28 protein-coding genes and 1 pseudogene are annotated in these 26,177 nt (G+C 60.0%); 18 read left to right on the top strand and 11 right to left on the bottom strand.

The window, feature by feature from the left end:
- Positions 1–241: 241 nt before the first annotated feature.
- From M0D67_RS09850 to M0D67_RS09830, 5 genes are all read left to right on the top strand, one after another.
- Positions 242–1,510, top strand: a complete 1,269-nt coding sequence (locus M0D67_RS09850; RefSeq protein ID WP_266238703.1) for a hypothetical protein — start codon at positions 242–244, stop codon at positions 1,508–1,510.
- Between the two features lie 335 nt (positions 1,511–1,845).
- Complete coding sequence (locus M0D67_RS09845) at positions 1,846–2,559, top strand: hypothetical protein (protein ID WP_154567344.1); 714 nt, start codon at positions 1,846–1,848, stop codon at positions 2,557–2,559.
- Positions 2,560–2,750: 191 nt separating this feature from the next.
- Entirely contained in the window at positions 2,751–3,071 is a 321-nt protein-coding gene (locus tag M0D67_RS09840) for a pyrimidine/purine nucleoside phosphorylase (RefSeq protein WP_154567343.1), read from the top strand.
- Positions 3,072–3,185: 114 nt separating this feature from the next.
- Positions 3,186–3,743 carry a sugar O-acetyltransferase gene (locus M0D67_RS09835; RefSeq protein ID WP_154567342.1) on the top strand — a complete coding sequence of 186 codons (558 nt, stop codon included), beginning with the start codon at positions 3,186–3,188 and terminating at the stop codon, positions 3,741–3,743.
- 142 nt (positions 3,744–3,885) lie between these two features.
- Complete coding sequence (locus M0D67_RS09830; RefSeq protein ID WP_154567341.1) at positions 3,886–4,260, top strand: VOC family protein; 375 nt, start codon at positions 3,886–3,888, stop codon at positions 4,258–4,260.
- 158 nt (positions 4,261–4,418) lie between these two features.
- Here M0D67_RS09830 and M0D67_RS09825 read toward each other — a convergent pair whose 3' ends face one another.
- The gene (locus M0D67_RS09825) at positions 4,419–5,576 is read right to left on the bottom strand and encodes a pyridoxal phosphate-dependent aminotransferase (RefSeq protein ID WP_266238702.1); all 1,158 of its coding nucleotides are present in this window, start codon (positions 5,574–5,576) and stop codon (positions 4,419–4,421) included.
- Positions 5,577–5,863: 287 nt separating this feature from the next.
- Here M0D67_RS09825 and M0D67_RS09820 point away from each other — a divergent pair, with 287 nt between their 5' ends.
- Both M0D67_RS09820 and M0D67_RS09815 read left to right on the top strand, forming a co-directional pair.
- Entirely contained in the window at positions 5,864–6,178 is a 315-nt protein-coding gene (locus tag M0D67_RS09820) for a DUF3303 domain-containing protein (RefSeq protein WP_154567340.1), read from the top strand.
- A gap of 192 nt (positions 6,179–6,370) precedes the next feature.
- Positions 6,371–7,171: a PhzF family phenazine biosynthesis protein gene (locus M0D67_RS09815; protein WP_154567339.1), complete on the top strand. Its 801-nt coding sequence runs from the start codon at positions 6,371–6,373 to the stop codon at positions 7,169–7,171.
- 82 nt (positions 7,172–7,253) lie between these two features.
- On the opposite strand, the gene M0D67_RS09810 is transcribed toward M0D67_RS09815, so the two are convergent.
- The gene (locus M0D67_RS09810; protein WP_266238701.1) at positions 7,254–8,138 is read right to left on the bottom strand and encodes a LysR family transcriptional regulator; all 885 of its coding nucleotides are present in this window, start codon (positions 8,136–8,138) and stop codon (positions 7,254–7,256) included.
- Positions 8,139–8,289: 151 nt separating this feature from the next.
- Between M0D67_RS09810 and M0D67_RS09805 the strand changes: the two genes are divergently transcribed.
- The 5 genes and pseudogenes from M0D67_RS09805 to M0D67_RS09785 all read left to right on the top strand — a co-directional run bounded on the left by M0D67_RS09805 (position 8,290) and on the right by M0D67_RS09785 (position 11,436).
- Positions 8,290–9,321 (top strand): NAD(P)H-quinone oxidoreductase, encoded by a 1,032-nt coding sequence (locus M0D67_RS09805; RefSeq protein WP_266238700.1) that lies wholly within the window; start codon positions 8,290–8,292, stop codon positions 9,319–9,321.
- A gap of 205 nt (positions 9,322–9,526) precedes the next feature.
- Positions 9,527–10,096 carry a GNAT family N-acetyltransferase gene (locus M0D67_RS09800; protein WP_266238699.1) on the top strand — a complete coding sequence of 190 codons (570 nt, stop codon included), beginning with the start codon at positions 9,527–9,529 and terminating at the stop codon, positions 10,094–10,096.
- Positions 10,097–10,200: 104 nt separating this feature from the next.
- Positions 10,201–10,461, top strand: a complete 261-nt coding sequence (locus M0D67_RS09795; RefSeq protein ID WP_154567336.1) for a hypothetical protein — start codon at positions 10,201–10,203, stop codon at positions 10,459–10,461.
- Between the two features lie 84 nt (positions 10,462–10,545).
- Positions 10,546–10,662: pseudogene (locus tag M0D67_RS09790) on the top strand (IS5/IS1182 family transposase); the annotation flags it as partial.
- Positions 10,663–10,848: 186 nt separating this feature from the next.
- A complete protein-coding gene (locus tag M0D67_RS09785) occupies positions 10,849–11,436 on the top strand; it encodes a GNAT family N-acetyltransferase (RefSeq protein WP_266238698.1) in 588 nt (195 codons plus the stop codon).
- Positions 11,437–11,630: 194 nt separating this feature from the next.
- Here the strand turns inward: M0D67_RS09785 and M0D67_RS09780 are convergent, their stop codons facing one another.
- Positions 11,631–12,089 (bottom strand): cupin domain-containing protein, encoded by a 459-nt coding sequence (locus M0D67_RS09780; protein ID WP_266238697.1) that lies wholly within the window; start codon positions 12,087–12,089, stop codon positions 11,631–11,633.
- A 313-nt stretch (positions 12,090–12,402) separates the two neighbouring features.
- Positions 12,403–12,828: a hypothetical protein gene (locus M0D67_RS09775; RefSeq protein WP_266238696.1), complete on the bottom strand. Its 426-nt coding sequence runs from the start codon at positions 12,826–12,828 to the stop codon at positions 12,403–12,405.
- A gap of 332 nt (positions 12,829–13,160) precedes the next feature.
- On the opposite strand from M0D67_RS09775, the gene M0D67_RS09770 reads away from it, so the two are divergent.
- Entirely contained in the window at positions 13,161–13,667 is a 507-nt protein-coding gene (locus tag M0D67_RS09770; protein WP_266238804.1) for a GNAT family N-acetyltransferase, read from the top strand.
- A 380-nt stretch (positions 13,668–14,047) separates the two neighbouring features.
- Here the strand turns inward: M0D67_RS09770 and M0D67_RS09765 are convergent, their stop codons facing one another.
- Positions 14,048–14,386: a hypothetical protein gene (locus M0D67_RS09765; protein WP_266238695.1), complete on the bottom strand. Its 339-nt coding sequence runs from the start codon at positions 14,384–14,386 to the stop codon at positions 14,048–14,050.
- Here M0D67_RS09765 and M0D67_RS09760 point away from each other — a divergent pair.
- Both M0D67_RS09760 and M0D67_RS09755 read left to right on the top strand, forming a co-directional pair.
- The gene (locus M0D67_RS09760) at positions 14,385–14,819 is read left to right on the top strand and encodes a hypothetical protein (RefSeq protein WP_154567332.1); all 435 of its coding nucleotides are present in this window, start codon (positions 14,385–14,387) and stop codon (positions 14,817–14,819) included. The genes M0D67_RS09765 and M0D67_RS09760 overlap by 2 nt on opposite strands.
- Positions 14,820–14,908: 89 nt before the next feature.
- Positions 14,909–15,097 carry a hypothetical protein gene (locus M0D67_RS09755; RefSeq protein WP_154567331.1) on the top strand — a complete coding sequence of 63 codons (189 nt, stop codon included), beginning with the start codon at positions 14,909–14,911 and terminating at the stop codon, positions 15,095–15,097.
- 16 nt (positions 15,098–15,113) lie between these two features.
- Here the strand turns inward: M0D67_RS09755 and M0D67_RS09750 are convergent, their stop codons facing one another.
- Positions 15,114–16,490, bottom strand: coding sequence for an IS4 family transposase (locus tag M0D67_RS09750; RefSeq protein ID WP_154563069.1), 1,377 nt, complete (start codon positions 16,488–16,490; stop codon positions 15,114–15,116).
- A gap of 253 nt (positions 16,491–16,743) precedes the next feature.
- Between M0D67_RS09750 and M0D67_RS09745 the strand changes: the two genes are divergently transcribed.
- A complete protein-coding gene (locus M0D67_RS09745; protein WP_266238694.1) occupies positions 16,744–17,247 on the top strand; it encodes a hypothetical protein in 504 nt (167 codons plus the stop codon).
- 444 nt (positions 17,248–17,691) lie between these two features.
- Here the strand turns inward: M0D67_RS09745 and M0D67_RS09740 are convergent, their stop codons facing one another.
- The 5 genes from M0D67_RS09740 to M0D67_RS09720 all read right to left on the bottom strand — a co-directional run bounded on the left by M0D67_RS09740 (position 17,692) and on the right by M0D67_RS09720 (position 23,913).
- Entirely contained in the window at positions 17,692–18,570 is an 879-nt protein-coding gene (locus M0D67_RS09740) for a 2OG-Fe(II) oxygenase (protein WP_266238693.1), read from the bottom strand.
- Positions 18,571–19,195: 625 nt separating this feature from the next.
- Entirely contained in the window at positions 19,196–19,888 is a 693-nt protein-coding gene (locus tag M0D67_RS09735; RefSeq protein ID WP_154567324.1) for a CBS domain-containing protein, read from the bottom strand.
- 1,151 nt (positions 19,889–21,039) lie between these two features.
- On the bottom strand, positions 21,040–21,576 hold the full coding sequence (locus M0D67_RS09730) for a lecithin retinol acyltransferase family protein (protein WP_233465310.1): 537 nt from the start codon (positions 21,574–21,576) through the stop codon (positions 21,040–21,042).
- Positions 21,577–22,022: 446 nt separating this feature from the next.
- Positions 22,023–22,964 (bottom strand): substrate-binding domain-containing protein, encoded by a 942-nt coding sequence (locus M0D67_RS09725; RefSeq protein WP_266238692.1) that lies wholly within the window; start codon positions 22,962–22,964, stop codon positions 22,023–22,025.
- Between the two features lie 280 nt (positions 22,965–23,244).
- Complete coding sequence (locus M0D67_RS09720; RefSeq protein ID WP_266238691.1) at positions 23,245–23,913, bottom strand: TetR/AcrR family transcriptional regulator; 669 nt, start codon at positions 23,911–23,913, stop codon at positions 23,245–23,247.
- Positions 23,914–24,009: 96 nt separating this feature from the next.
- On the opposite strand from M0D67_RS09720, the gene M0D67_RS09715 reads away from it, so the two are divergent.
- Entirely contained in the window at positions 24,010–25,026 is a 1,017-nt protein-coding gene (locus M0D67_RS09715) for a zinc-binding dehydrogenase (protein ID WP_266238690.1), read from the top strand.
- Between the two features lie 155 nt (positions 25,027–25,181).
- Positions 25,182–26,159, top strand: coding sequence for a zinc-dependent alcohol dehydrogenase family protein (locus M0D67_RS09710; protein WP_266238689.1), 978 nt, complete (start codon positions 25,182–25,184; stop codon positions 26,157–26,159).
- Positions 26,160–26,177: the final 18 nt, after the last annotated feature.

Genomic DNA, 26,177 nt, shown 5'->3' with positions numbered 1-26,177 from the left:
GGAACGTGCCGCGCTCCGTAACCGCAGCATTGGCTCAGAACTTGCGGCGACCAATTGCCCGAGGAAGCCAAATCCGAGCATGGCGCTACCGCACCGGCTCCAGAATTAAACGAAGGCGACGCGCACAAACGCGGTCTCGGGCTAGAAAAGCAACCGTTTCTGCAAGACCGATCAGCGGTTTTCCGGGGGCACTGATTACACCTTCCAATCAGGACGCGATTTCATCGCGAAAGGACTAATCATGGCTCCCTTCAAACACACTCTTGTTGCATCGGCGAGCGCACTCCTATGGTGGTCGCTAGCCACTTCGTGTCAGGCCGGAGACGTCACGACCACACCGCCTCCCTCGTTTGCGCAAGGCAGCGGATGGACGACAACCGGGCAACCAGGATCGGGATTCGCGTGGGCAGGAGGCGGTAACACATCTGGCGCATGGGCCGGCAGCGGTGCGGGTAGTGGCTCGGTTTGGGCCGGCGGCTCGGCCTGGGGCGGCGGTCCGGTTTCCGGCTCGGGCGGCGGGTACGGCGGTGGCTCTGGAGACGGCGGTTATGGCGGCTCGGGAGGCTCCGGCGATTCGGGTGACGGGAACGGCGGTGGCTCTGGAGACGGTGGCCACGGCGGTTCGGGTGGTGGCTACGGTGGAGGTTCCGGCGACGGTGGCCAAGGTGGCTCGGGTGGTGGGAACGGCGGCGGCTCTGGAGACGGTGGCCACGGCGGCTCAGGTGGCGGGTACGGCGGCGGTTCCGGAGACGGCGGCCATGGTGGCTCAGGTGGCGGGTACGGTGGCGGTTCCGGAGACGGCGGCCATGGTGGCTCGGGTGGCGGTTACGGCGGTGGCTCCGGTGGCTCCGGTGGCTCCGGTGGCTCCGGCGGTGGGAACGGCGGCGGCTCTGGAGACGGTGGCCACGGCGGCTCGGGCGGCGGATACGGCGGCGGCTCCGGAAACGGTGGTCACGGCGGCTCCAACACTGGCGTTGGCTCCAGCAGCGGCAGCCAGACCACCGGCGGCCTGCTTGATCCGATCGTGAACCTGGTCGTCAGCGTCGGCGCGATCAGCGTGCCTATCGTGCCGATCACCGTGGGCAACAACAGCGGTAGCGGCAACGGCAACGGCGTGGCCAACGGCACAACCGGCGGTTCACATGGCGTTACAGGCGGATCGAGCGGACATGGCACCGGTGGCCTGCTGGCACCTGTGACGGCGTTGCTCGGCGGACTGTCGGTGGCCTCGGTGAACGGCGGCTCGCAAGGCAGCAGCGGCCCCCTCGCACCGGTTACCACCTTGCTCGGCGGACTAACCGGAGGCCAGGGCGGCGGCACCTCGCACGGATCGTCGACGAACTCGGCGTCCAATCCGGTCGCACCGTTGACCAACCTGGTCGGCACACTGACCGGCGTACTCGGCGGCGCAAGCGGCGGCTCGTCTCCGCTCGCCCCGTTGACGAACCTGCTCGGCGGCCTCACAGGTGGACTCGGCGGCGGCGGCACGCCGTCCACACCCAAGCATTAGCCCGCAATGCGAGGTGCCCCGGGGGCACCTCCCGCGCGACCTCGCGGGTGCAACAGAAAGGACGGCCGGACCTGACTGGCATCACGGCTTCACAACGTCAGGCCCGGCACACGCACACGAGCCTACACGCACGATACGTCACACGCTGCATCTGCCGGCAGCCGGCAGCCGGCAGCCGGCAGCCGGCGGCCGGCTACGCGAGACAATCTCCATGAAGTCGGGCCCGGTCAGCCCCGCACAGCTTCGCGAACGCCACAGCACGTGACCGGCTCGCGCCGAAGCGGTCCCGTGGAATCGTTACAATGCCCGCATGAATCCCCCCTCAACTGAATCGAATGCGAGACATGCTGACCTCCTATTACTGGAGTGACGACGCCATCCGCAGCCGAAGCGTGAGCGACATCGTGTTATCAGGCACGGTCGACGTCCCTATGCCTCCTGCACGTCTGCTTGCGGATTGGGAAAGAGAGATATCGTCGCATATGGTTCTGGAACCTGGAGACGTCGAGCCAATGCCTTTGCCGAGAGCGCGGGCGCGCTGGCCGGATTACACGCGCTGCGTGCAGGCCGTGTCCGATTGGACGCGTACGCTTGGACTGCCTGAGGTGCTTGCCGCCAGTGACGTAGCCCTCATGGCCTGCCGCGGCGCGAGGTACCACCACGACGGTGCGCAATATGGCGATGCGGCTTTTTGCAATCTGTTCATGAGCGAGGACCGAGGTCTGGACTTGCATTTCCCCGCTTTGGGCCGGCGTATTCCGCTGAGCCGGGGAACGGTTGTGATATTCGATACTGGCCAGCCTCATGGCGTCATCCAGCGCGGCAGCAGTGGTTTTGATGCGGCCGATTTCGCGCCGGATCAGGATTGCATCCAGATCTTCCTGACCTGGGAGCTTTCCATCGAAAATGCCCACGTTGGACACGCGCTGAAGGTGGTCTTCGACGTTACGCCTTCGACCTCGTCGCAACCGGATACCGAGCAAGTCCAGCTAAACGGCGAACAGGTGATTGTGTGCCCGGATTCGGGTCGTTGGTCACGGGCTGACTAGCCGTCAGGATCACACCGCGGCGTTGCCCTGACAGGCACGAGGGTTACCGGCTGGCGCCGCCGCCCGCCTGTATGATGGCGGGCTTGCGTCCGACGAAAGCCCGCGCTAGCGGTCCGCGCAGATCGCGCACCGCCCGCTGCCGCCACGTGGCGCTAATGCATCCATTCACGATGACCCAAAGGAAGACCGCCATGACGGCCACAACGCAATTCGATCAGGTTTCCGTTATCAAACGCGCCAACGTCTACTTCGACGGCAAGTGTGTCTCGCACACCGTTCTCTTCGCCGACGGCACGCGCAAGACGCTCGGCGTGATCCTGCCCGGCGCGCTCAACTTCGGCACCGACGCGCCGGAACTCATGGAAGTGCAGGCCGGCCAATGCCGCATCCGCCTCGAAGGGAGCGCGGAGTGGAAGACGTATGGCGCGGGCGAGTCGTTCTCGGTGCCTGGCAAGAGTCGCTTCGATATCGATGTGATCGAAACGCTCGACTACATCTGCAGCTACCTGTAGAGACGGACGGGCGCCGGGTCATTGCCCCGGCACCCTCCCCCCTTTCTTCACCGCCCGCGCACTCCGGCTCACGCGCCGAGCGCTCGCTCGATCGCAACCGGAGGAGACCGACGAATGGCGAATGACGATCGCACCAAGATAATTCCCAGGAGAACGCCGGAATCAGCGGCCATGTCAGAGAACATCAAACGCGCGATGGCGATCACTGCCACGCTCAACCGGTTGACGTTCAACGATGCGGACGAAGTCCGGGCCTTGTTCAGCGATCTTATCAGCAAGAAGGTGGACGACAGCTTTCTATTGATACCACCGTTCTACACAACCGGCGGGGTCGATATCAGTGTCGGGCGCAATGTCTTCATCAATCAGAATTGCACTTTCTACGACCTTGGCGGACTCGACATTGCCGACGATGTGATGATCGGGCCGAACGTCAGCATCATCACGTCTGGCCATCCCATTGAACCTTCTCAGCGGCGCGCCTTCGTAATCGCAAAGCCCATCGTGATTAAGAGAAACGTCTGGATTGCGGCTGGTGCGACCATCATCGGTGGCGTCACGGTAGGCGAGAATTCGGTTGTCGCGGCAGGGTCGGTCGTCACCAGGGACGTTCCCCCGAATACGCTCGTCGGTGGAAATCCGGCGAGGATCATTCGTTCGATTGCTGACTAAGAGAACGTCCGCAAGGATGATTCCGGTGCTAAAAAAGGTTCAGACTGCCACCGGTGGCTACTTGTGGCCACGTGTGACAACATCGCGGTGATCTCTAAATCACGTTGGGCCTCGCGCAGGCCCACACACTTCAGGAGAGTTCATGTTCGACCACGTCAAATTCGGAGTCAGCAACTATGCAGCGAGCAAAGCGTTCTTCCTCGAGGCACTCGCACCGCTCGGCGTAGCTGTTGTCTCGGAGGGGCCGCCGGCGTACGGTGTCGAGCTTAGCCCACAGGGTAAGGCTTCATTGTGCCTGTACCAAACCGAGGAGAAGCCGGCGCATCTTCACCTGGCGTTCACGGCCGAGAATCGCCAGCAAGTCGAAGCTTTCTATCGCGCGGCGCTGGAGGCGGGTGGCAAAGACAATGGTGCGCCTGGTCTGCGCCCGCACTACCACGCGAACTACTATGCAGCTTTTGTCATTGGTCCGGACGGGCACAACATCGAAGTGGTTTGCCACCAACCCGAGGCCTAACCCTTCCATCGAGCGGACTCGCGAGGCCAGGCCGCCTCTCATGTCAAACGTTGAGCGTCCGTTATTCGGCGGTCTGCTGGGCGTGTCGAGCGCCCGCCAGGAGTCGGGACAGACGCTTCGAAGCGGGACGGTCGACTGACATCGAATTTTTCGTTGCGTCATATCTGCCATGACCGGCGTATGCGCTCGCGAATGTCATGCAGACGCGAAACGGATTCGTTGGAGAAAACGAAACGCAGATAGCGGTCGGCGCCGGGTCCCCAGTTCGTCATCGGCGTAGCCGCGACCTTGCCGCGTTCGAGCAGCAGCTTCGACGCCTCGGGTGGCTCCAGACCCAGCTCACGGGTATCGATGAGCATCGACCAGCCGCCATGCGGACGGATCACCGGCAGGTCAGCAAGCGCGCTTATCAGGAAGTCGCGACGGCGCTCCCATTCGGCGACCGCAGCAGCCACGCCGTCGTCGGTTGCCGTCAGCGCGGCAGTGGCGCCGGGCATCGCGATTCCAACCTGACACACCACGTTCGACAGGCTCACGAGACGTACGTCGTTCATGATCGATGCGGGCCCGACGATCCAGCCGACGCGCCATCCGATCATCCGATACTCCTTCGAAACCGCGCCGATGGTGATGGTGCGTTCGCGCATGTCCGGCAAACCGGCGGGATGAATGACGTCGCGCCCGTCGAACAGGATGCGCTCCATCGCCGCGTCATAGACCAGCCAGATGCCATGGCGCGGGCAATGTCCCGCAATCGCAAGCCATTCGTCCCGCGATGCGACGTAGCCGCTTGGCATCGAAGGCGACATGATCAGCAGCGCTTTCGTTCGCGGCCCGATCGCCGCGGCAAGACTGTCGAGATCGAGCCGCCAGCCGTCGGCACCCGGCTGCAGCCGCGCGAACCTCGGCACGCCTGCGGCCAGATGCACGCGGTTGATCAGCCCAGCGTAGGTGGGATCCGTCAGCACGACTTCGTCGCCCGGCTCAAGGATCGACAACAGCACGTTGAGAATCCCCGCAAGACCGCCGGCCGACACGATGCATTCGCTCGCGGCGTCGTAAGCGACGCCCGCGGCGCGGCCGACCCGCTCGGCAGCCGCCTCGCGCAACGCACGCTGGCCGGTAAAAGGCAGGTAGCTATTTGCCGCGTCGTCGTCGATGGCCTCGTGCGTGCGAGCCAGCGCCTGCGCCGGCGGTCGCAGGTCAGTATCGAGATTTTCAAGCCTTAGAATGTCCGCGTCGCGCAGAGAATCCGCGGCGTCGCCGATTCGGTCGACTCCAATGCCAGGAATATTTCTTAGGCGAGATACTGTCACATGGGCCTCCGCTATCGTTTTAATATAGTTGAATTGATGGCGACCGGACCACCGCCGTCGTTGTTTTAAGCACGGTTTCGGGGCCGCCGTCGCTGGTCATCGTCGTGCGTTGGCGTCCGGTTCTGAACACGTAAAACGACCCCCATTGCCCGCTTTGAAGCGGTGCATAAGAAGGGCCAAAAGCAATGGGCATTCGTCGCCGCTGCTCCAGTTGTAGCTTGCTGATTCGCTAGCCCGTCCAAACGGCAAGCGTTCTGGCGACATCAATGTTTAAAAGGAGGACGGCGATGAAGTACATGATTAGCTGGTTCGAACGCACACAAGGTTCGCCTGTCGAGTACGAGAATGCCCAGAAGCGAATCCTTGAAGTGTTTAGTCAGTGGAAGGCGCCAGACAACTTCAAGATCGAGTTTTTCGTGGTGCGTGTGGGAGATTGGGGTGGGCACATGTTGGTTGACTGCGATGATCCGTTGGCGGTTCACAAAGTCTGCTCGACATTCCCTGCATTTGAATTTCGGGCGCACCCCGTAGTTGCCGTCGAGGACGCGGTCCGGGTCGAACTCGAAGCGATCGCCTGGCGAGACGGACTGAAAAGTACGTGACATCCGGGAGGATCATGTCGCCTTCACGGCGAGTGAACCCGCGACACGGTCCTCCTTTTTGAGGTGAACGGTCGCTTTTTGTACTGAGCATCGCAATCTGTACATGTTCGCCAGCTTAGCGGGCTGATATCGTTGTCTGCGAATAACACTGCAAATCGCTGACTAACTTCCCGCTTTGAACAGGCACATCTCATGAAACTGCCGATCTATCAGATTGACGCATTTACGGATAAGGTATTTAAGGGCAACTACGCTGCGGTAGTGCCACTCGAACGCTGGTTACCCGATAGTTTGATGCAGGCAATCGCCGCTGAGAACAACCTGTCCGAAACAGCATTCTTCGTGAAAAATGCCGACGGCGCGTTCGACATCCGCTGGTTCTCTCCACTTACAGAAATCGCTTTTTGTGGGCATGCCACACTGGCAAGCGCATATGTGATCTTCAAGCGATGTGATGATTTGGAAGTCATCGAATTTGTTGCGAAAGCGGTCGGTCGGCTTGCCGTTTGCCATACGCATGACGGTCTGATCGAAATGAGCTTCCCGCAGCGCCGGCCTGAGAAACTGAACGAAATACCCGCAAACCTGATCCAGGGGCTTTCGATACGGCCTCAAGAAGTGCTGATAAACCAGCAAGCCTATGTTGCCATCTACGGAACAGAACACGAGGTACGATCCGTCGTACCCGAACTCGATCTGCTGTCGGCACTTGGTCCGCTCGATGTCGTCGTGACAGCGCGCGGAGATAAGCATGATTTTGTGTCCCGCTACTTTTGGCCTGCCAATGGCGGAGATGAAGATCCGGTGACCGGATCTATTCACGCGGCGCTTGCGCCATTATGGTCTGACCGTTTGGGCAAGGCAGAACTCGTGGCCATGCAGGTGTCACGCCGGAGCGGCCTACTTCATTGTCGCGTACAAGACGACAGGGTGTATATCTCTGGTCAGGCTGTTCAATATCTTGAAGGGACAATCGAAATCCCGGAAGCGTAGGTGCGAGCGTTGTACCTTCGAAGCGGCCGTTGAAGCCCAGATGTCGCGGAAACCATAGGGGCAACAACCAAGTCGTGCGTGATTATTTTGTGGGGGCTGCGTGATCTTCGAACGCGGAGACGATGCCGTCAATCATGGCTGCGATGCGCGCGGTATGCCGAAGGTCTTGATGCGTGACGAGCCAGATTTCGTAGACCGCCCCACGTGCGGGTTCCGGCCATATCTGCACGAGGCCGTCATGTTCAGCCAGATGTATCGGAAGCTCACCGATGCCGATACCGGCCTTTACCGCGGTACGCAGCATGAGGCTGGAATTGAAGGTCGATACGATGCGCCCCGCGTGTACCGGTTCGCCAGAGAGAGTGAGTGATCGACTCCCGGTCCAGCTTCCCTGATAGACGACTAGATCGTGGCCCGCGAACGCGGAGCCAGCGGCGAGCTTGCCGTGCTGCTCGAGATAAGCATTCGATGCAAAGAGCGCCATGGGCCAGCGAGCCAGGCGCCGCGCGACAAGATCGGGATTATCCGGCCTGACTGAGCGGACCGCGATATCCGCTTCACGCTTTGCCAGATTCAGCATGCGCGTCGACGTGTCCAGCAGGACGCGCACTTCGGGATGCGCAGCATGCAGGCGTTCGATGGCGGGAAGCAGGAAGTCGAGCGCGATCGAGTCGGTGCTGGTGACTCTTACGTCCCCCGCAAGCCGTGTATCCGTGCCTTGAGTTCGTCTGACGAGTTCGTGCGCGGAGTGTTCCATTTTCTCCGCCGATCTCAGCGCGGCCTCCCCTGCCGCCGTCAACGCGTAACCCTCCGAGGTGCGCAGGAAGAGCGTTGCCCGCAGGGCGTGCTCCAGCGCCGCAATCCGCCTGCCGACCGTCGCCTGATCGAGATTGAGCGTCCTCGCCGCCCCACGGAGCGTTTTTTCGCGCTCCACCGCGAGAAACACACGCGCGTCGTCCCAGTTCATCGTGCCACCCTCCTGATGCAAATTTGCATCCCACCGCATGAATAATGCTGCGTTTATTCATCAATGTCGATGCCTATACTGAACGCAAGAGTTCCTCGCCAAGTGATCCGACCGGATCAATCGAGCCTCATCAATCGAAGGAGTGGTATCCATGTCTGCTTCAACTTATCGCGTGCCGCCGTCCATGACGGCCATTGAGATCAAACAGCCCGGCGGTCCTGAGGTTCTGGTGCCGACTACGCGCCCTGTACCGACGCCGGCCGCCGATCAGGTTCTGATCCGCATCCACGCGGCCGCGGTGAACGGCCCAGACGTTTTCCAGCGCAAAGGGCTGTATGATCCGCCCCCCGGCGCTTCGGACATTCCGGGGCTGGAAGTGGCAGGTCAAGTGGTTGCCGTCGGTGCGGACGTGTCCCAATTCCGGATCGGCGAACTGGTGTGCGCATTGATTCCCGGCGGTGGCTACGCGGAATATGCCGTCGCGCACGCCTGCAACACGATGCATATCCCCAAAGGCCTGACGTTGGTCGAAGCTGGGGCTATGCCCGAAACGTTTATGACGGTATGGCTGAACCTGTTCCAGCGCGGCAAGCTGGTTGCCGGCGAATCGGTGTTGATCCACGGCGGCGCGTCAGGTATCGGTACCACGGCGACCATGCTGGCGAAGGCATTCGGCGCTGCGAAAATCATCACGACAGTGGGCTCGCAGGCGCATCGGGAGGCCAGCCTGGCGCTAGGCGCAGACCTCGCGATCGATTACCGCGAGGAAGATTTCGTGGCCGAAACGAAGCGGTCTACCGATGGAAAAGGCGTCGACGTGATCCTCGACATCATTGCCGGCGACTACGTGGCTAGAAACTATGAGGCCGCAGCCATGGACGGACGGATCCTCCAGGTGGGCGTGATCAAGGGGCCGGCGAAGGATCTTAACCTCGTGCCGATGCTGACGAAACGTCTGACGCATATGGGTTCAACATTGCGATCGCGCACATCCGCGGACAAGGCGACCATCGTCAATGAACTCGAGCAGCATGTCTGGCCGCACATCGAGAGCGGCAAGATCAAACCGGTTGTCTACAAGACCTTTGCGCTTGCCGACGCTCGCGGCGCTCACGAGCTGATCGATTCCGGCACACACTTTGGGAAGATTGTCCTTACGACCGGTGCCGGTCTCATTGGCTGAAGCCTGGCTTGCCGGCTTCGCGCCGGACGAATGTCGGCTTCCGGCGATCTCAACTGTTCGCAGTGGGCCACATGCTGCCGAAGCAATTTACGAAGTTCAGATTGCGTATGCCGTTTGTGTGGGACGGCGCGCGGCCATTTTGAAACATTCGACGGCATCGTTTAAACCTTCGACAATCATTGCTCTCTGACAGGTATCGATTCAAATGAGCAAAATTGAACTGCTGAAGCCAACGACCGCGTTGCTGCCGAGCTACGTTGCGGCCCTGAAGGCCGGATGGTCGCCTGACAACGTTCGCAAGGAGGTAGCTGCGCGCGAACAATTACACGCTATCGAAATGAACGCGGATGCGTTTGTCGACGGCCTGGATGATCCGACCGCGTCGGGTGGACCGATTCCTTTACCCGATGGCTCGACCGTCGCCCGCCTACCTGGCATCGTTCGATGGATTTGGGACGGCGACATTAGTGGCGCGATCGGATTTCGCTGGCAAGCTGGAACGGCCGAATTGCCGCCATATGTGCTCGGCCATATCGGCTTCTCAATCGTGCCGTGGAAGAGAGGCAACGGCTACGCCAGACAGGCGCTCGATTTAATGCTGGGCGAAGCGAGACGACAAGGCTTGGCCTACGTCGAGCCAACCGTTGATCCTGACAACATAGCCTCGCAGAAGGTCGTCGCAGCTTGCAACGGTGTCCTGGTCGAGCGTTTCAGAAAGACGGCGGCGTATGGATCCGCTGAGACCCTGCGATATCGTATTGAGCTGGAAGGCTGAGGTGCGCGTTGGACCCTGTCCGACCAGTTTCGGTCGTTCGACATCGCATCCCAAATCGTCATCGGCCAGAGTGTCAAAGCCACGTTGCTGGAGTTCACGCCATCATGAGACCCTTTTGCTTCGCAGCGGCCCTCGTCGTGCTGACCGCCGGCTGCGCCTCGACATGGTCGCCCGCGAATAATCAGACCGCCCGGCCAAGTCCGGCCGACACGGATACCTACATTCTGCATACTACCGACGGTGCGACGCCTGGCGGCTCCACGTCAAAGCCACCGAGGCTCAGCGTCGGTGTCAGCTATCCCGATACGCAACTGATTCTGCCTTGGTTCCTCAATGACATCATCAACTTTATTAACTATCGCTAGTCTGACAGCGACTTGCTGCGGTGTGACCGGGAGCGGCTTCTGACGATCTTGTCTGGGGCCGGCAACGCGGATCGGAGAATGTGTCAGTGCGGCTATACGAAGACACGATACCGGGGATTGATGAAGAATACTGTGCAGATCACGACGCTGTTCGCGCTGGGTAACCTGTGGATGGCGCGTAAGGCACTGCGTAAGGCGTGAAACATGCGGGCGTAGTTGCCCTGAGGCGGGACGAACGTCAGTCGCCACGATTCGAATAAAACTGCGATCGAGGTCATGAAAGCGTCCAGCGAATTTCCGCTGCCAAAGTGCGCAAAGGTCCCTTCCCGGCCGAACTGAGCCTGTCAGTGTTCGGCCTAGAACGGTCAACCAGAAAGGCGAAGCGAATTGGCGACAATTTTGATTCGAAGTACTCTTGCGGATTGTCTCTATATCGCCCTGATCCCTGTTATGTTGCCGTCCATCGACGAACTCTTCGCGCTTGACGCGCTGACCTTACGCGAACACACAGAGCAGGCTGGTGATGCCTTCGATGTTGACGAGCACCGAGTACAGTTGCGAAAGTCCCTGGAGGTCAGCGAGGTGTGCTCAGTGCGACGGGAAGGCAAACTCGTTGCGTATGCAATGCTTCGACCGCATTCAGGAGCTTGCTGGTTCGTCGGCGCATTTGGTACGCATCCTTTGTATCGAACGTATGCCGTTATAACTGAGCTACTCGCAAAGATGGCGACGCTGGCGAGCGAACAAGGGATCGGTGAGCTAAGAAGTCATGTCTACAAGACCAACCGATTGTCTATCGCTTTCCATCGCAAGCTTGGATTCCAAGTAACGCGTGAGAACGACAAAGGCTTCGAGTTCTTCATTGCAATATGTGAACTAACCACGAAGCCTGCGGTTCAACGCGCCACTGCCAGAGCAACATGCCGCCCCGAGTCCGGCGCACCAGACGCACCGGCAACCCTCCGAAAAGTGTGACGCCGGTACGTTGATTGTTCGTCGAGTCACAGCGGGAACATTAGGGGTTGATCGGGACTGTTTGCGGATTGACCGCGATGCACTCCGTCATCTTTTGAGCCCCTTGATAATGAAGCGGTGTCCGAGTCAACGCTCAGCGCCATCTCATCCAGGGAGGGCATGAGCGCCTGCATCTGCAGGCTGGGGCGCCGCGCTCAGCGCTCGAGCAGATCCTGCGGCTCGATGCCCGCCTCGCTGCAATACCGCTGATAGTCGGCAAGGCGATCGGCGGTTGTGATGCGGCGTTTGACCTCACCATCGTGACCAAGATACTCGACCGTGCCCATCACCACCACCATCACGACCAGCGGTTCGTCACCGACCGCCTCCCACCAGTCGACGTTGCCGGTAGACTCGTGCACGTAGTCACCGGGTTCGACAGTTTCGCCAGTACAGAGGCGGCGCTGCCCTTCAAGGTTGAAGGCGTGCACTTCGCCGGTATGACGGTGCAGGCCAAGCTTGATACCTGGCGCCAGACGCATCAGTTCCACCCAGCCGCGATCATCTTTCAGGAAACGCAGCGGCCGCGACCACTTACCCGGCCCCTCTGGAATCCACAGCCCGTCTGCGGACAAGGGGTTGGCGCGGGTGACCGTATGTCGTTCATTGATCATGCGATGGCTCCGGATAGATAGCGACGTTGTTGTTCGGTTAGCAACGCACCGAGGTGCGCAACCGAGTCTATCACCCGTGACAGGCACGCATCTCCGCGAATCTCCGTAGATTGTTCCTGGGAAATGACTCACGTTAGGATGCGCGAGTTAGAGCGGTTGTCGCACTGCCATGCCGGTGACGGCTCAGGGTCGACTACCGCCGATTACCTGCTTCAAGAGCAACCCTTCAGATTCAAATAACACCCGGGGTGTGCCCGCAGTATTCCAGGTAACTGGCTGATGAGCTGAGATAGTTCCATGCTCCCGCCAGGCCTCAACCCTTTTTGATACCCTTGATCTCGCCGGCCAGATGCTCCAGCTTCACTACCGCGTCGCGATCTTCATCGTTGAGCGCCTTGCGCTTTTCCTGGTCAGGCATGACAACCATCAAGGCATCGATAACCGTTCCCAACTGGCTGCCGTAGCTTGCAACCTTGGTCAGGATTTCAACCTCGGTTTGCGGGTTGCCCCGCGTCCCGCTGATTACCTGAAAAAGCGAAATATTCCATGGGTTGATGTTCTGGCTCAAACTTGCCGGTGCGAACTGGGAATGAAAGGGAAAGAAGCCCGGCCAACCAAGCATGGCCTGCCAGTGTCCACCCGCCTTTTGCTGCAATCTGGCCAGCTCTGCGAGGTGCTTCCACAGTGCCACGTACTCCTCGGTCCGCTGGATGACCGACTGGATTTCGCCGGTAACCATGCATGCACTCCTAAAAAGGGCTTACGGCGGCAAAAGCGCTACGAGAGTCTATCCGGTTCAAATTAATTTGAGGTGGTGTTGAGCGGCCGAACCTGGCGGCTATGAGAGTCTGTACGGTGTAGACATGCCGAATGCGGTTCGCTGCTGCGGGCCCAGTTTTTTTGGTTCCGGTTCGGAGCGTGTTCGGCCAAAAGCGAACCTCGGTCATGCGCGTCCAGATTGTCGACGACTTAAATAATGGGCGTGGGCTAAAGGCACCCGAGAGTCAAAACTTGCGCGGCGTTGTTGATTTCGATTACGGTAAGCATTCTTTGGTCATCCCCTTAGTTCGCATGGTCACTGTCCGCCTCCTGGATCCCCACGACGCCGAGCGATTCAAAGCATTGCGTCTTCTCGCCGTCGACAATTCCCCCACATCCATATGGCCCACCCGGCAGGAGGAAATGGCGCGCTCGATAGAGGAGATCGCGGCCCGCATTCGTCCAACACCAACACAGGCTGTCTTCGGTGCATTTGACGGCGGGACGCTGGTCGCCATCACGGGCGTCCGTCGAGAACCGCTGTGCCAGGTGAACCACAAGGCCACGATTTGGGGCGTGTTCGTCAGCCCTTCATACCGTGGACGAGGAATCGCACAAACGCTTTTGTCGGCAGCGACAGTTCACGCGTCCAACGAGTGGGAGACAATCCAGTTGTTGCTTTGCGTCAATGCGGAAAACCTGCCAGCAAAGAGGCTTTACGCGTCGCATGGCTTTCAGACGTTCGGCTTGGAGCCACGCGCGATGAAGGTTGGAGATCGTTTTTATGACGAGGAGCATATGTGCAAACAGCTAGTCTAGCGCGGCGCAGCGCGCTAGACCGGGTTCGGCCACGAACGGTCATTCGACATGGTCACCCAGATCGCCGACAATCCCGTTCATCGCCTTCACCGATACCGACAGACTACCCCGCTAAACGTAGCAAAATCCCGACGGAGCCTTCTTCTGTGGCATGTGATCGATGTGCGGACCTTTGCGTTCGCTACGCAATCAGACATCCTCGCGAGCTACGCAAAGCGATACAAATCGCCGCGGAGAACATCGCCGATAAAACACTTGTAGAGGTGCTGCCCGACAGCCCTTGGGTCTCCGTCTCATTTATCGAACTCGCGAAAGGCGCAGCATGGGACGACTACGTCGAGTACCATTTTCGCTGCCTGCATTGCGAGGAGAAGTTCTGGTTACACGCAGAAACGTATCACGGCAGTGGCGGATACTGGGAACCGACAGACCCAAAATCGATACGCGAAAACGTCACCAACTAGCCACATGCTGCCGATCGCGGCCATGCGACGTTCGGCCAATTTGGGACGCTCGACTTCGCGGTCTAAATCGCTAACCACCAGTTGAAATTGCGCGACATTTGCACGCTTTTTTTGATCGCGCGCTTCACCCCCGACGATTGAACTACTAGTCGTGCATCGGCCGGAAGCGTCGCGTGCAGCGTGCGGATCACTCAAGAATTTCCACTGTTTGCCGATATGGAAGTCGAGCCTCCTTTCATTGAAGCCGAAACTCATGACCCTGCGATTCAAATCATGGCTGCTGGCGTTCGCCTTGAGCGCAGCGTGTGCCGGTATCGTGGCGTGCCTGAACCTGGCACTCGACAGTCCGGAATATCCGCAGCCACCTTGGTTGATCTCTTTACATGTGGCTTGCGCATTCGTCGGCTCGCTCGCCATCACTCGTTTCATTCAGGGCATTCCCGCCGCACTGCAGGGGCCGAGTTCACGATCCACCGTCGCACAAGGCGTTGTCGCCCACAACAGGGTGGCCGTCGTGAACATCGTCGTGCCAGGGAAAAGTGCATTCTTCTCGACGGTCCGGTGCGTCATGATTCTCTGCTTTGTGCTGTGCCTCATGGCACAGTTTGTTCAAGTCGGCAAGCTTGCGGATGACACGAGCGGTTCAGCTTTCAGTCGCGGCCCGCAGTTGCGGAAGCTAAGTATATGAGGCCGGGTTGTAAGCGGCGTCACGAGCCATCTGCGACAGCAAAGCCTCCAGAAGAAGTAAATGATGTGCGTCGTCGGTCGGCGCCAGAGATGCTCGTCGTCTCCCTTCTCGCGCTCGGCATCGTGTCGATCTGCTTCGGACTTTACAGCCTGATTCAAGCATTCGACGTTTTCGATCTTCCGACCCCGTTCAAGATCTGGTTCTCGCGCGCCCTCGTCGCGATGGCGGTCGGCGTGATCGCCTTGCATATCGGCGGAAAGCGCGCAGAGGCGCTCTAGGGCGAATGGCACTTACTTAAGCCCGTGGAGCGTGTCCATATTTTCGGACGCACTCGCGTGCGATGTGACGAGGCTCTTTCAGCCATGGGTAAGACTTCGGTCTTCGTTTCCGCATTCGTGGTTCGATGCGACTGGGGCGATTCCCAACGCAAGACTGTGCGATCAGGCTGAACAGGAGACTCTGGTCGTGGGTTGCTGTCAGACCTCGGGCCAGCCATTCAGTCCATAACTGCACGGTGTGTTTGAAACTCAGTGTTCTCGGATCGGTGGCATAGTGGCTCGCGGCCTGCGCCATCAGCAACCGAATCACGTTATAGGCCAGCAGATGGACCCAGATCTCCTTCTCGTTCATGTGGGCTGTCTGGCAATGCAGTACGTCCATACCCATCGTCGTCTTGATGTTACGTAGATCCAGTTCCACGTTCCAGCGCCTGGCGTACAACTGCGAGAGGTCCTGTTTGCTGGTCTTGCGTGCATCAAGCATTGTGGTGACCAGCACCCGGTGATGCAGCCTGGACTCGCGCACCATCAGTTCATCGGGGAAGGCCTGGTACTGCTCACGCGTCATCCAGTCGGGACGCTGCCGGGGTTTGGGCCACGTCACAATGTGATCGCGCATGCCCAGCGACTTGCCTCGCCGGAAGTCCGTGCGGCGCGCCCCATGCTGTTCCATCACGACATCCACTCCGGCGGCGATCATTGAGGCCATCAGAAAGTAGTGGCAGTACAAGGCATCGGCGACGATCACATCACCTTTACAAAACGTATCTTGCAGCATGCGAAACGCCGTCAGCTCCCCGCTGCCTTTGCCCGCGTACGTTCCGACACCTGCCTCCAGCACTGCGCCGCTTGCCAGACAGATCACCGCAACCAGATAGGCTAACGGAAATCCCACTCCTTCGGCCTGAGAACTGGACTGCGGGAAGCGGGCCTGGTTCGACGGCGTATCGGGCATCGAGATTCCTGTGCCGTCAACCAGCTTGACCGGCCGCCCGCGCCACTTCCAGGCCGGCCTGGCCTGCTCATGCAGTTGACGCCCCGTCTCGCGCGCCAACTCCCGCACCATCGTCAGCGGCAGTCTCTGGCGAGCGCGACAGTAGCCTCCCGTACGCACACTCATGGGTCGCAGCCCGTCGGCAGCTCGCTGCGCGGCCCACCCGTTGACCGCCTTCTGACAGGAGGCGTCCTCTTCCAGCGCCTGGCGCATGAACATCGACAGTGTCACCGTCGGCGGATACAGCCGTTCCCGATGTTCTGGCAAATACGCTTCCGTTATGTCCAACAGCTCCGGGCTCGTCAGTATGTTGAAGTAGTCGACGGCCTGTGCCTTGCGCGCCTGGCTTTGAACGCTGCTTCGTGTTTGCCTGGGATGACTTCGTGCATTACGATCCATGGGGGCTGTTCTTTGGAATGAGACGGTGTTTGCCTGGTAACAACCATCGTATCAATCCTCGGATCAGCCCCCTCCCTTTCTCTTCAAGCACTTACCCGCGTCTTCTCCTCCATGCTGGCTTAAGTAAGTGCCATTCGCTCTAGGGCACGGTGGAGGTCTGCTAGATGATTTTCAATCTGGCGATTGAGCATGATGCGAGGTATACGTGATCAGATTCGGCGATGTTTTCGGCATCAAACGGCGGAATTCCGCCATGAATGAAAAGCACTTGGCCCTCTACATGGGGTACGCGTTCAGTCACGGGATCAATGTTCAGCACCTTCTTGCACCGGGCGAGCTAACGGTTCCGTACGTTGCCTACTGGGATAATGGGACGCCCACACCGGTCCCCTATCCCGCAGCGACTCAGCACGAAGCCGTTGCAAATTCGCGATCAGCACGAGAACAGACTGTCGGCGGCTCCGGATGGTCGTCCGGTCGCGAAGGGACGATCACTCAGAACGACGGCACAAAATTGGACATTTTGTTGATCGAGGGTTGGGTACCAGGACTTGATGTGCCACTCGAAATGTTCGTGTATTACAGGACGCAACCGTTCAGGCTGATCCACGGATTCATGTGGAAAGAACATGCGCAAGCGCGAAAAGAAGGTCAATCCTTTATGACCGACTTCAAGCGCGGCATCCTGATGCAGCCATTCGGCCAGCGATGTATGGAAGACATTGAAAACGCGGAGCGCGTCCAGTTCGTGCGGTGATAGTCGCCCGCGACTCGAGCACTTACGCCGGGCACTCGGATCGGAAGCGATCGAATTGGCCAGGCATTGCAGCAGCGTCGATGGCAACAGATGAACGGCCGCTTTGTAGAAGAACAAATGTCCCCTTGGGGTCGAACTGAGCCGGTCAACATCCGGTGCAGTACGGCCACCTTCAGCCATTCGTCCAATGCATTCAACGGACACCCGAACGTCGCCTCGTCCACTGCAGCGGACACTTGGGATCGATCGGGTCGTCGCAAATCAGTACATGGCAAGTTTCCGTCGTAGACGGTTCCCCGCACCGTAGCTATCGACAGTTGCGCAATGTCGTGACCCTGCGTTGGCTTCGCGCGTGCCCCATTGGCAGCGTGCCGATATGGGCACTCGCGAAATCCAACGACTGATTGTCAACCTGATCCGCAAGGTCGCGATCACGAACGTTAGTCACAGCTGCGCACGCGCCTCGGCGTGCACCCGCTGCATCATCCAGCATGCGATGCTCATGCGATCGCGCGTGGCGGGCAGCACCTCGTGTTCAAACTGTGCCGAAAGAAACAACAGCAGCGTTCCTGCGCGCGGAAAGATGTCGTGATGCGACTGATCGGCAAGGTAGAGCCGCAGTGCGCCGCCCTCGGTGTCCCGCCACCCTTCGTTGAGGTAGAACACGGCGGAGATCACGCGACTGTCGTTGTTACGCAGGCAGTCGAGGTGGCGTGCATATCCGGCGCCTGGCCGATATACCGCGTAGTGCGATTCGCTATCAACCAGGCCGAGAAACAGGTCGCGGTTGAGCGCGATCCGTAGCGCTTCGATGCGATCGGCGAACGCCTGCTGCCGCGTGCTCAGCGCCTCAGGTTGGAACCAGCGCGTGCTATCGCCGCGCAAAAGCGTGGCAGCGCGATCGGCCCCTACACGGGCTGGCGTCAACAGCTGCGCGTCGTGCATGTCCATGCATTCGGTCGACAAGGCCTGCGTCTGGGTCCGCGACAAAAAGTTCGGCACGACACACCAGCCATTGCTGGCGAGCGCAGTCGTCGCGATGTCGAATTCGCTGGATCGAGAATTCACCGAGACATTCATCGCCTCTTCCGGAGCGGGGTCGCGGATCAGGCAATCAGCGAGCACCTCTATTTCCGTTTCAGTCAGCGGTCGTTCCAGAAACTCATCCCTTTTCACGTGCTCTCCCGATCGCGCCTCGCTCGGGTCTGCTACAAGCTTGCCAAAACCATCAGGCGTTGGTGGAGGCGCGTCGACCACAGGGATTGACACGCGCCGGAGCCTAAGAGGAAGGATGGAGCTGAGGTAGTCTATCTGTTTGGACATCGGCGCAGTCTACACGAGCCGTCCATACCGACAGCCGATGCTCGAACGGAGGCTTTGGCCATCAGGACAACGTCGGACCTAACGGCGGAAGCGGGTCGCACTGAAACAAATAACCACCGCCCTACGATGCTGGCCACCGACCTCCACCGAACTTCCGTAGCCGACCCGGAGCTGCCGTTCCAAACGGGAACAGAATTACGACGGCTCTCGGAGTACAACGGACGTTCCCTTCATCGTCCATACTGGTCTAACGCATGCAGTAAATGAGCGGCTATCTTAGCGCGTTCCGATGAATGACCGAAACAGGCCTGTGTCTGCCGAACATGGCGGGGCCAGTTCGTCGCGAGCGCGACGAACACATTCGCTGTCGGTGACGATGTACAGGCGGTCGCGCTGTTTTTGCGTGATCGCGCGAGCCGCTCGCCGCATTCGTTGCTCGCGTCCGGCACGCGCGATCTCGAGCACCGCCACGCGCCATTGAGCCTATGTCGCAAGCGGCCGGCCAACTCGCACCGTTCATCGCGTCGGCCATCCCGATGCAATGGGCCCACACGCCTTCGGCGTCGACGAGCCGGCGCAGCTCCTGGTCGAACGGCCCTGCACGCGTCTTGCGACCACCTGCGGACTATAGCGACGGCATCACGCTCGGAAACACCAAGTGACTCTCCACGTGCTTGACGCCGGGCACGCCCTCGGCCGCGATGCGGATCGCGCGCTTTTCCTCCTCGGACTCGATCACGCCCCATAGATGCGCGACGCCGTCCTTGACGAGGACGCCTTGTTTCGGCAACCCCCAGGGCTGCCCGTGCATTTCCAGGACTATCGCGTCGCGCAGGCTCACATCGTCGTGCGAAGCCGAGTCCGCGGCCAGCGCGACGCTCGCGAGTGCGCGGATCAGGTTCGAGCGGCTCACGATTCCGACCAGCTTGCCGTCCTTCAGCACCGGCACGCGTTTGAGATGCCGGCGCTCCATGAGGTCCGCGATCTGCTGGAGCAGCATGTCCTCGGAAATCGAAATCACCTGGTCGCACATTACGTCGCCGACGACATGCCCGTGCTCCTTCACATACCTCGCAGCCTGCTCGCGGGGCGACGACAAAAGGAGTTCGAGCCACCACGCGCGCTTTCCGCGGCAGGTGCCGGTCTCCACGCGATGCAGCAGGTCGCCCTGGCTGACGATGCCGACGACCTGTCCGTTCGCGTCGACGACCGGCATGCCGCTGATACGATTATCGACGAACAGTCTTGCCGCGTCGTGGATCGTCATGTCCGGTGTGGCGGTGACGACGGACGGCGTCATGATGTCGAGTGCGCGCATGGTCGCTCCCTCAGCGTGTCGCGACGGGTCCCCATCTGTTGCACCCGTCGTGCGATTTCGGCAGACGCACCGGCGGCGGGCCGCGCGGTGCTGAGGCGCCTGAATCCAGTGCTCAACAAACGGCCGCTCGCTCCAGTGTCGCGCATGCGGCGATGACTGTACGCTGTCCGGACTCTCGCGGTTCTGATGGAAGTGGCCAATGCTCGCGAGCAGCGCCTGGTCGCAGCCGAGTTCGTCGATTACGTCGTCGAGCGACAGCACGCCGACGATGCCCTGCGTATGTCTGGCTCGCCGTTTGCGCAGGCAGCGATTAAAGGACGGAGGCCACCAACACGGCCGTCTATTCGGGAATGCAAGTCAATATCGTCGGTGACTCGATCGAGGCAACACAGTCGCGACAGCGACCGACGTTGTGATAGTGAATTGCTCCACCAACGATCATTTTCCGACTGGTCTCGGCAGACGCGTGCCGACGAGCCTCACGAAAGCCAGCGCATTGGCGACTTTGTGAGTCAGCCGCGCATTAAGATTGCGTCGCGACAATGATCATAGGCTGCATCTAGAGAAATATCGGACAAAAGCGAGGTGAATTCTGACTCCGGTTCCGTAGAAAACCCAGCCGTTGCTTCATGGAGTGCCCTATTAAGTCGACTTGCGGGCGTCGCCAAGATGGTGGCTGACTGTAAGTCTGAGCCTGCACTTCGAATATTCCCTCGACTGCAGCGCCAGTGCCCGTCGAGTCGATAGCGCCTGTTCGCTTTGCTCGGGAGCGGTCATTGCGAAAGGACTACTTCCGAGAAAGCGTATGGCGAACGATGCGCTGGTGACTGTCGGCGTGCGACGGTCCGCAGTCTCGGCGGAGCCGCCGCTCGAACGTCCGTGTGAAAGCGTGGGCGAACGGCCGCTCCGCCGGACAACGGTCACGCTCGTCTGGTCAACGACCACCGCCGCCGTTTGCACACTCGCATATCACCTTGGTTGCGAACGGCCGCTTTGGAGAAAATCGAATGCTGAGTGCCGGCCCGCTTCGGTGGCTCGTGGCTCTGTGCATGGCAAAAAACAGGAACGTTCGCTTACGCAGACCGTCGGCCGCAATGTTTACGTATGCTTGCCGGACCTCGGGCTGAACTAATCGCCATACATGGGCACGCTTACGCGGGGCCGGACATTATCGGACCCATCAAGCGCTCTTTGGCGGTAGCGCCGACGCAGTCGCTCTTTACGTCGAGCAACGCACCCCTGCGGTTGCTGACCATCCGAGCGAAGTAATTGATCGACATCTTGAACAGGCCGGCCGCTGCGCCCATTGCCGCACGCGGATAAGTCAGGCACGCGCGCACTTGCTCGCTGCGGCTTTCGCCATACAGGCACCACGTACAGAAGTGCTCGCAGTTATTGGTCAGCAGCCTGTATCGATTCTCGCCAAGGCGCGAGCGCGCCCGTTCTACAACTTGCCGGTCGGCGTAACCTGGACGATTGCCCGGCTTTATCCACACTTCGCTTCCGGCAGCGAAGCATGCAATCGTCACCTCCTCGACAGGTCCGCGATGCAACGACCGGGCAAGACCCGCATAGTGCACTACCTTGCCTTCGCCCACATAGATGCCGTGGTGGCGGTACGCGCCGCGAGGTGTCACGAGATGTGCGCCGAGAGCCGGTTCGCTTCCAACTCCGAGATGCCACAGCATCTGTATCGTCGCACTGGTGCGCGACGCGATAGTGGCGTGTCCCATGATTCGACTCCCAACTGCAACCTGCATGAGCCAAGCATAGAACCGAAGATGTATTCACGATAATTAAAGATTTTTTTGAATTCCATAGTCGATTGGTTATGGGTGGCGGCCTTGTTGGCGCAATTCACCGTCCAAGTGAGATAGGGCGATCAGCATGTCCAGATGTCTGCGCGACAGCCGCTTCGCGCGGCGCTCGCTGAGGTTGTACGCGGTCTGGAGGCAGAAAATTCGCACGCGGGCAGGCGGTCAAGACTTTGCTTCTGCTCGCCCGCGGGTGATAACGATGAGACGCGTCCGTTCGCTCTGGCCGATGACTTGTCGACCGACCTGAAGGGATGAATGACCGCTGCACCCACATAGCGACCGTCGAGGCGGTGAGGCGCACGCTCATTCCCGCGTCGCTATCGACTGTAGTTGGCTATCACGGCGCGTACCGCCGGGTCATTCCTGTTTGCGCGTGTCACCGTCACCACGTCGACAAATATCGTTGGCCGAGGCGGATGGCCCTGCAAGGCAGCGACCAGCGTCTCGATCGACTGATAACCCATACGGTAGGAATCCTGCACAACGTCCGCGTATATCATGCCGTGTTCAAGCGCATCCAGAAATTCCGGGCGCCAATCGAACACGACCAGGCGAGGACGAGTGCTGACCGGCATCTCTTCGACGACGTGCAAGGCCCCATAGGCCGTCGTCTCGTTCGGAGCGAAGACCGCGTCGAGGCGCCCTACGTCACCGGACAGGACCTTGCGCACCTGTGCCTCCGTCTCGCGAAACTGATACCCGACATAGGGGGCGATGACCACACGCCACCCCTTTTCACGTGCGACGGTCAAAAACCCCTCCTCGCGCGCAGTCGTCGAACTGATATTCGGCGCGAGTCTCAGTACTGCAATTCTGGCGCCCTGGTGCAGAACGGGTACCAGACTCAGGGCCGCAGTTCTACCTGCCGCGAAATTGTCGGTGCTTACTGTGGAAATCGCGTTGTAATCCCTGCTGCTCCGGTCGACGAGTACCGTGGGAACTGCGATCGAAATCGGCGTCGCTACACCTTGCAGTGACTCGGGCGCCAACACGATACCCGTTACGCCGCTCTTCACCAGGTAGTCGATCATTCTCAACTGGACATTGGGTTGTGGGCCAAGTGACATTCCATCGGAAGGACTGCGCATTACCAGTTCGACATGGAGATCGTCAGCCGCACGGTGCATACCCTTGCTCATCGTCGCCCAGAAATCCAGGGCCGAGCCAGCGAGCACCACACCGATCTGGGTGGCAGGCGCCGCCTGCACTGCCCCCGCCAATGCAGTAACCACTACAAGAAGTGAAAGCGTTCTGCGCATTGAGTGTTGCCGTGGTACCAAATATGCGTTCTGCTGCGTACGCAGCGCGGCCCAAAGGGCCGCAACTGATTTAGCCCGTGTCATCGTGGAATCACCCGGATGACCAGTCCCAAGCATTGGGAAATTAATTGCGCCCGACGGATGTGTCAATGCATTTCGGATATCCATCTCCCCGTCTACAGCTTGCCTCGACGACCTGAAAGACCTGAGGGCATTCCCTCAGCTGCAGTGCGCAAATCATGTCCTGCATTGCGAGGATGAAAGCGTTGGCCATGCCTTGTCAGACAACGCGCGTCCCCCGGGGCCTTGCAGATCTCACCCGACCGCTTTGAGCCGGCCATGCTTGCATGGCGACATCTGCGATCGCCTTCAGCTTTTGCGGGCCGCCTCCGTCTCTTGCCTGGACAGCCATTCCGCGGGTCACGGCGCTGTAGAAGGCAGCAAGTGCGGGCACGTCGGTGTCAGGCGGTAAGTCGCCGTCTTCGACCCCCTTGCGCAACCGCTGCGCCATCATCTCTTCAGCGTTTGCGCGGTGCTCGGCCATCGTCTCACGAATAGAAGCGAGTTCGGGGGGCACGTGAGTGCCGGCCAGAGAGATCATGCAGCCCGATGGGTGGCTGTCTCGAGTGAATTCCGCGACGGTAGCATCGAGAAGCTTCTTGAATGCTTCTCGCGTGTCGGCCGTGCCGAACAGTCTGCCAGCGAACCAGACTTCGGACATGCTCAGGTATGCGTCCGTCGCTTCCTTGTAGAGCTGCTCCTTGCTGCCGAACGAGTTGTAGAAGCTCGAGGGGCTGATCCCCATGGCCTGGATCAACTGGTCGAAGGAGGCTCCTTCGTATCCGTGCTCCCAGAAGAGCTTCATGGCTCGGTTCAGCGCTTCCGTACGATCAAAGGTCGAGGGCCTGCCGCGGCTGCGCCGGGGTTGCGTATCGTTTTTTGTAGTCATGGCTCCAAAATTAATTGACATGCTGTAGAGATGAACCTATTCTGCCATAACGGAGCGATCGCTCCAATAATCAAATCCTTGCAGAAGGAGTCTGCGATGCAGCGAATTATTCACACTAGCCACGGCGAGCCTGCCGAGGTGCTCAGGCTGGAAGCGCTTTCCGATGTCCCTTCTCTTGCGAGCGGAGCGGCGCTTGTGCGTGTGTCCGCCACACCGGTTCATCCGGGCGACTTGCTGGGCGTCTCCGCTTCCCCCGCCTTCGGGGCGGCTCCCCTCATCCCGAGGGGAGGTCGAGTGCCCGGCGTCGAAGGTGTAGGGGTGGTGGAAGCGCTAGCCGCTGACATCGACCCTTCACACCGGATTCAGGTCGGCACACGTGTGGCCTTCTTTCCCGTCAACGGCGCCTGGAGCTCCAGGATCGCCGCGCCTGTCCAGTCGCTGATACCCGTGCCCGATGAAGTGAGCGACGAGGTCGCAGCGCAGATGTTGGTCAACACGTTGACTGCACGCCTTGCGATGCGAGCTGGTCACAACGCGTTGCCCGAAGACAAGCGCGAAGATGTCACCGTTATTCAGACGGCTGCCAATTCCGCCGTCGGAAAGCTGCTCACTCATCTGCTCGTCGAAGTGGGCGTCAATCCGATCCTGCTCGTCGGCTCCGCGGCGAGCGCGCAAGCACTTAAAGCTGCTCGCCCCAACCTTTCTGTCATCGGCACGGAGAACCAGGGCTGGAAGGACGAGCTTCGCGATGCGCTTGCGAACAAGCCCGTCTACGTGGCGTTCGATGGCGTCGGCGGCGCGCTATTGCCCGACGTAGCGAGCTTCCTCGCTCGCGGTGGAACGATCGTTAGCTACGGCTCCCTCGGCGGCGCTGCGGCGGACATTCGTTCCATCGCCCCTCGAGCGCTGACCATTAAGGGGGTGTCGTTGTTCAGTTGGCAATTCGAAGCTGCGGCGGTGCACGATGCAGACGTGGCCAAGGCGCTCGAGCTCGCACGCAACTTCCCGAGCCTTTTTCCCGTAGCGGAACGATATCAGGCGAGCGACTACCAGGGAGCGCTCGAACATACGTACCGCAGGGGAAGGACCGGCATGGTGCTGCTCGCGTTCTAGCGCTACGCGTCCTGAGCAATGTGAAGCACTCCTCGTCATGAGGGGCGGCTTGATAGCGTTCACCCCGGTCTTTGCACGATTTCGAAATGAACCCCGAGTGCCGAAGTATTGCCTCCCGGCTTTCCAGCCAAGCATCTTATGAAAGGACGTAAGCCATGCGTGCTATCCACAACACCGCTTTCGGCGACCCCGTCGAGACTCTGAAACTCGTTGACCTTCCGGAGCCGGCCAACCCCGGCCCGGATGAAGTCCTGATCGAGATGGAGTATGCCCCCATCAACGGCAATGACCTGGCCGTCATCACCAATCGCTTCGCCTACTCGACTCCACTGCCCTCTGTCGTGGGCAACGAAGGCGTCGGGCGAGTTCTGCAGGCAGGCTCGAATGTCTCCAACGTGAAGGTCGGCGACCGCGTGTTACCGCCGCTTTATGCGTTGACCTGGCGCGAGCGCCTGGTGGTCCCCGCCAAGGGGCTGATTGCGCTGCCTGCAAACGTCGATCCACGTCAACTGGCCATGCTGCGCATCAATCCTCCCACGGCCGTACTACTGCTCGGGCGCTTCGTTGACCTCAAGGAAGGCGACTGGATCGTGCAAAACGCGGCCAACTCCGGCATCGGCCGCACGGTGATCGCGTTGGCGAAGAAGCGTGGCCTGCGGACCATCAACTTCGTACGTCGTCCGGAACTGGTCAAGGAACTGGAGGAAGCTGGTGGAGACGTCGTTCTCGTCGATGAGCCGGGCGCCATCGACAAAGCCAAGGCCGCAGTCGGTCCGGGCAACGTCCGTCTGGCCATCGACGGCCTGAGCGGTTCGGCTGCGGTGCGCCTGATCGACGTGCTGTCGCAAAACGGTACGCTGGTGAGCTATGCGTTCACAAGCGGCGAGCTGGTCATGCCGCTTAAGGTCGTGGATCTGCATCTGCGCGGCATCGTCGTGCGCGGCATATACATCGACCTTCCCGAATACCTGCCGCACATCGTGGACGCAATCAACGAGTCTGCCGAACTGATGGCTCGCGGCGAGCTTGACCTGCCTGTGGCCGCCGTCTATCCGCTTGCGGACTACCCAAAGGCCGTCGCTCACGCAATCAGGGGTGGCAAGGTGCTGCTCGACTTGCGTTCATCGAACTGACCAGGCTGTTCTCCCACG

This window comes from Paraburkholderia sp. SECH4 (assembly GCF_030511745.1).
GTDB classification, from domain to species: Bacteria; Pseudomonadota; Gammaproteobacteria; order Burkholderiales; family Burkholderiaceae; genus Paraburkholderia; species Paraburkholderia madseniana.
This window is presented reverse-complemented; position numbering and strand designations above follow the sequence as displayed.

What these genes read in the sequence shown, in the direction of transcription:
- M0D67_RS09815 (WP_154567339.1), top strand. Translation starts at nt 6,371, where the DNA reads ATGAAACTGCCGATCTATCAGATTGACGCATTTACGGATAAGGTATTT.
- M0D67_RS09725 (WP_266238692.1), bottom strand. Translation starts at nt 22,964, where the DNA reads ATGCGCAGAACGCTTTCACTTCTTGTAGTGGTTACTGCATTGGCGGGG.
- M0D67_RS09810 (WP_266238701.1), bottom strand. Translation starts at nt 8,138, where the DNA reads ATGAACTGGGACGACGCGCGTGTGTTTCTCGCGGTGGAGCGCGAAAAA.
- M0D67_RS09730 (WP_233465310.1), bottom strand. Translation starts at nt 21,576, where the DNA reads ATGCTGTGGCATCTCGGAGTTGGAAGCGAACCGGCTCTCGGCGCACAT.
- M0D67_RS09800 (WP_266238699.1), top strand. Translation starts at nt 9,527, where the DNA reads ATGAGCAAAATTGAACTGCTGAAGCCAACGACCGCGTTGCTGCCGAGC.
- M0D67_RS09840 (WP_154567343.1), top strand. Translation starts at nt 2,751, where the DNA reads ATGACGGCCACAACGCAATTCGATCAGGTTTCCGTTATCAAACGCGCC.
- M0D67_RS09715 (WP_266238690.1), top strand. Translation starts at nt 24,010, where the DNA reads ATGCAGCGAATTATTCACACTAGCCACGGCGAGCCTGCCGAGGTGCTC.
- M0D67_RS09845 (WP_154567344.1), top strand. Translation starts at nt 1,846, where the DNA reads ATGCGAGACATGCTGACCTCCTATTACTGGAGTGACGACGCCATCCGC.
- M0D67_RS09820 (WP_154567340.1), top strand. Translation starts at nt 5,864, where the DNA reads ATGAAGTACATGATTAGCTGGTTCGAACGCACACAAGGTTCGCCTGTC.
- M0D67_RS09745 (WP_266238694.1), top strand. Translation starts at nt 16,744, where the DNA reads ATGAATGAAAAGCACTTGGCCCTCTACATGGGGTACGCGTTCAGTCAC.
- M0D67_RS09755 (WP_154567331.1), top strand. Translation starts at nt 14,909, where the DNA reads ATGCTCGTCGTCTCCCTTCTCGCGCTCGGCATCGTGTCGATCTGCTTC.
- M0D67_RS09805 (WP_266238700.1), top strand. Translation starts at nt 8,290, where the DNA reads ATGTCTGCTTCAACTTATCGCGTGCCGCCGTCCATGACGGCCATTGAG.
- M0D67_RS09795 (WP_154567336.1), top strand. Translation starts at nt 10,201, where the DNA reads ATGAGACCCTTTTGCTTCGCAGCGGCCCTCGTCGTGCTGACCGCCGGC.
- M0D67_RS09830 (WP_154567341.1), top strand. Translation starts at nt 3,886, where the DNA reads ATGTTCGACCACGTCAAATTCGGAGTCAGCAACTATGCAGCGAGCAAA.
- M0D67_RS09780 (WP_266238697.1), bottom strand. Translation starts at nt 12,089, where the DNA reads ATGATCAATGAACGACATACGGTCACCCGCGCCAACCCCTTGTCCGCA.
- M0D67_RS09740 (WP_266238693.1), bottom strand. Translation starts at nt 18,570, where the DNA reads ATGTCCAAACAGATAGACTACCTCAGCTCCATCCTTCCTCTTAGGCTC.
- M0D67_RS09835 (WP_154567342.1), top strand. Translation starts at nt 3,186, where the DNA reads ATGGCGAATGACGATCGCACCAAGATAATTCCCAGGAGAACGCCGGAA.
- M0D67_RS09710 (WP_266238689.1), top strand. Translation starts at nt 25,182, where the DNA reads ATGCGTGCTATCCACAACACCGCTTTCGGCGACCCCGTCGAGACTCTG.
- M0D67_RS09850 (WP_266238703.1), top strand. Translation starts at nt 242, where the DNA reads ATGGCTCCCTTCAAACACACTCTTGTTGCATCGGCGAGCGCACTCCTA.
- M0D67_RS09735 (WP_154567324.1), bottom strand. Translation starts at nt 19,888, where the DNA reads ATGCGCGCACTCGACATCATGACGCCGTCCGTCGTCACCGCCACACCG.
- M0D67_RS09770 (WP_266238804.1), top strand. Translation starts at nt 13,161, where the DNA reads ATGGTCACTGTCCGCCTCCTGGATCCCCACGACGCCGAGCGATTCAAA.
- M0D67_RS09765 (WP_266238695.1), bottom strand. Translation starts at nt 14,386, where the DNA reads ATGAGTTTCGGCTTCAATGAAAGGAGGCTCGACTTCCATATCGGCAAA.
- M0D67_RS09775 (WP_266238696.1), bottom strand. Translation starts at nt 12,828, where the DNA reads ATGGTTACCGGCGAAATCCAGTCGGTCATCCAGCGGACCGAGGAGTAC.
- M0D67_RS09720 (WP_266238691.1), bottom strand. Translation starts at nt 23,913, where the DNA reads ATGACTACAAAAAACGATACGCAACCCCGGCGCAGCCGCGGCAGGCCC.
- M0D67_RS09750 (WP_154563069.1), bottom strand. Translation starts at nt 16,490, where the DNA reads ATGGATCGTAATGCACGAAGTCATCCCAGGCAAACACGAAGCAGCGTT.
- M0D67_RS09760 (WP_154567332.1), top strand. Translation starts at nt 14,385, where the DNA reads ATGACCCTGCGATTCAAATCATGGCTGCTGGCGTTCGCCTTGAGCGCA.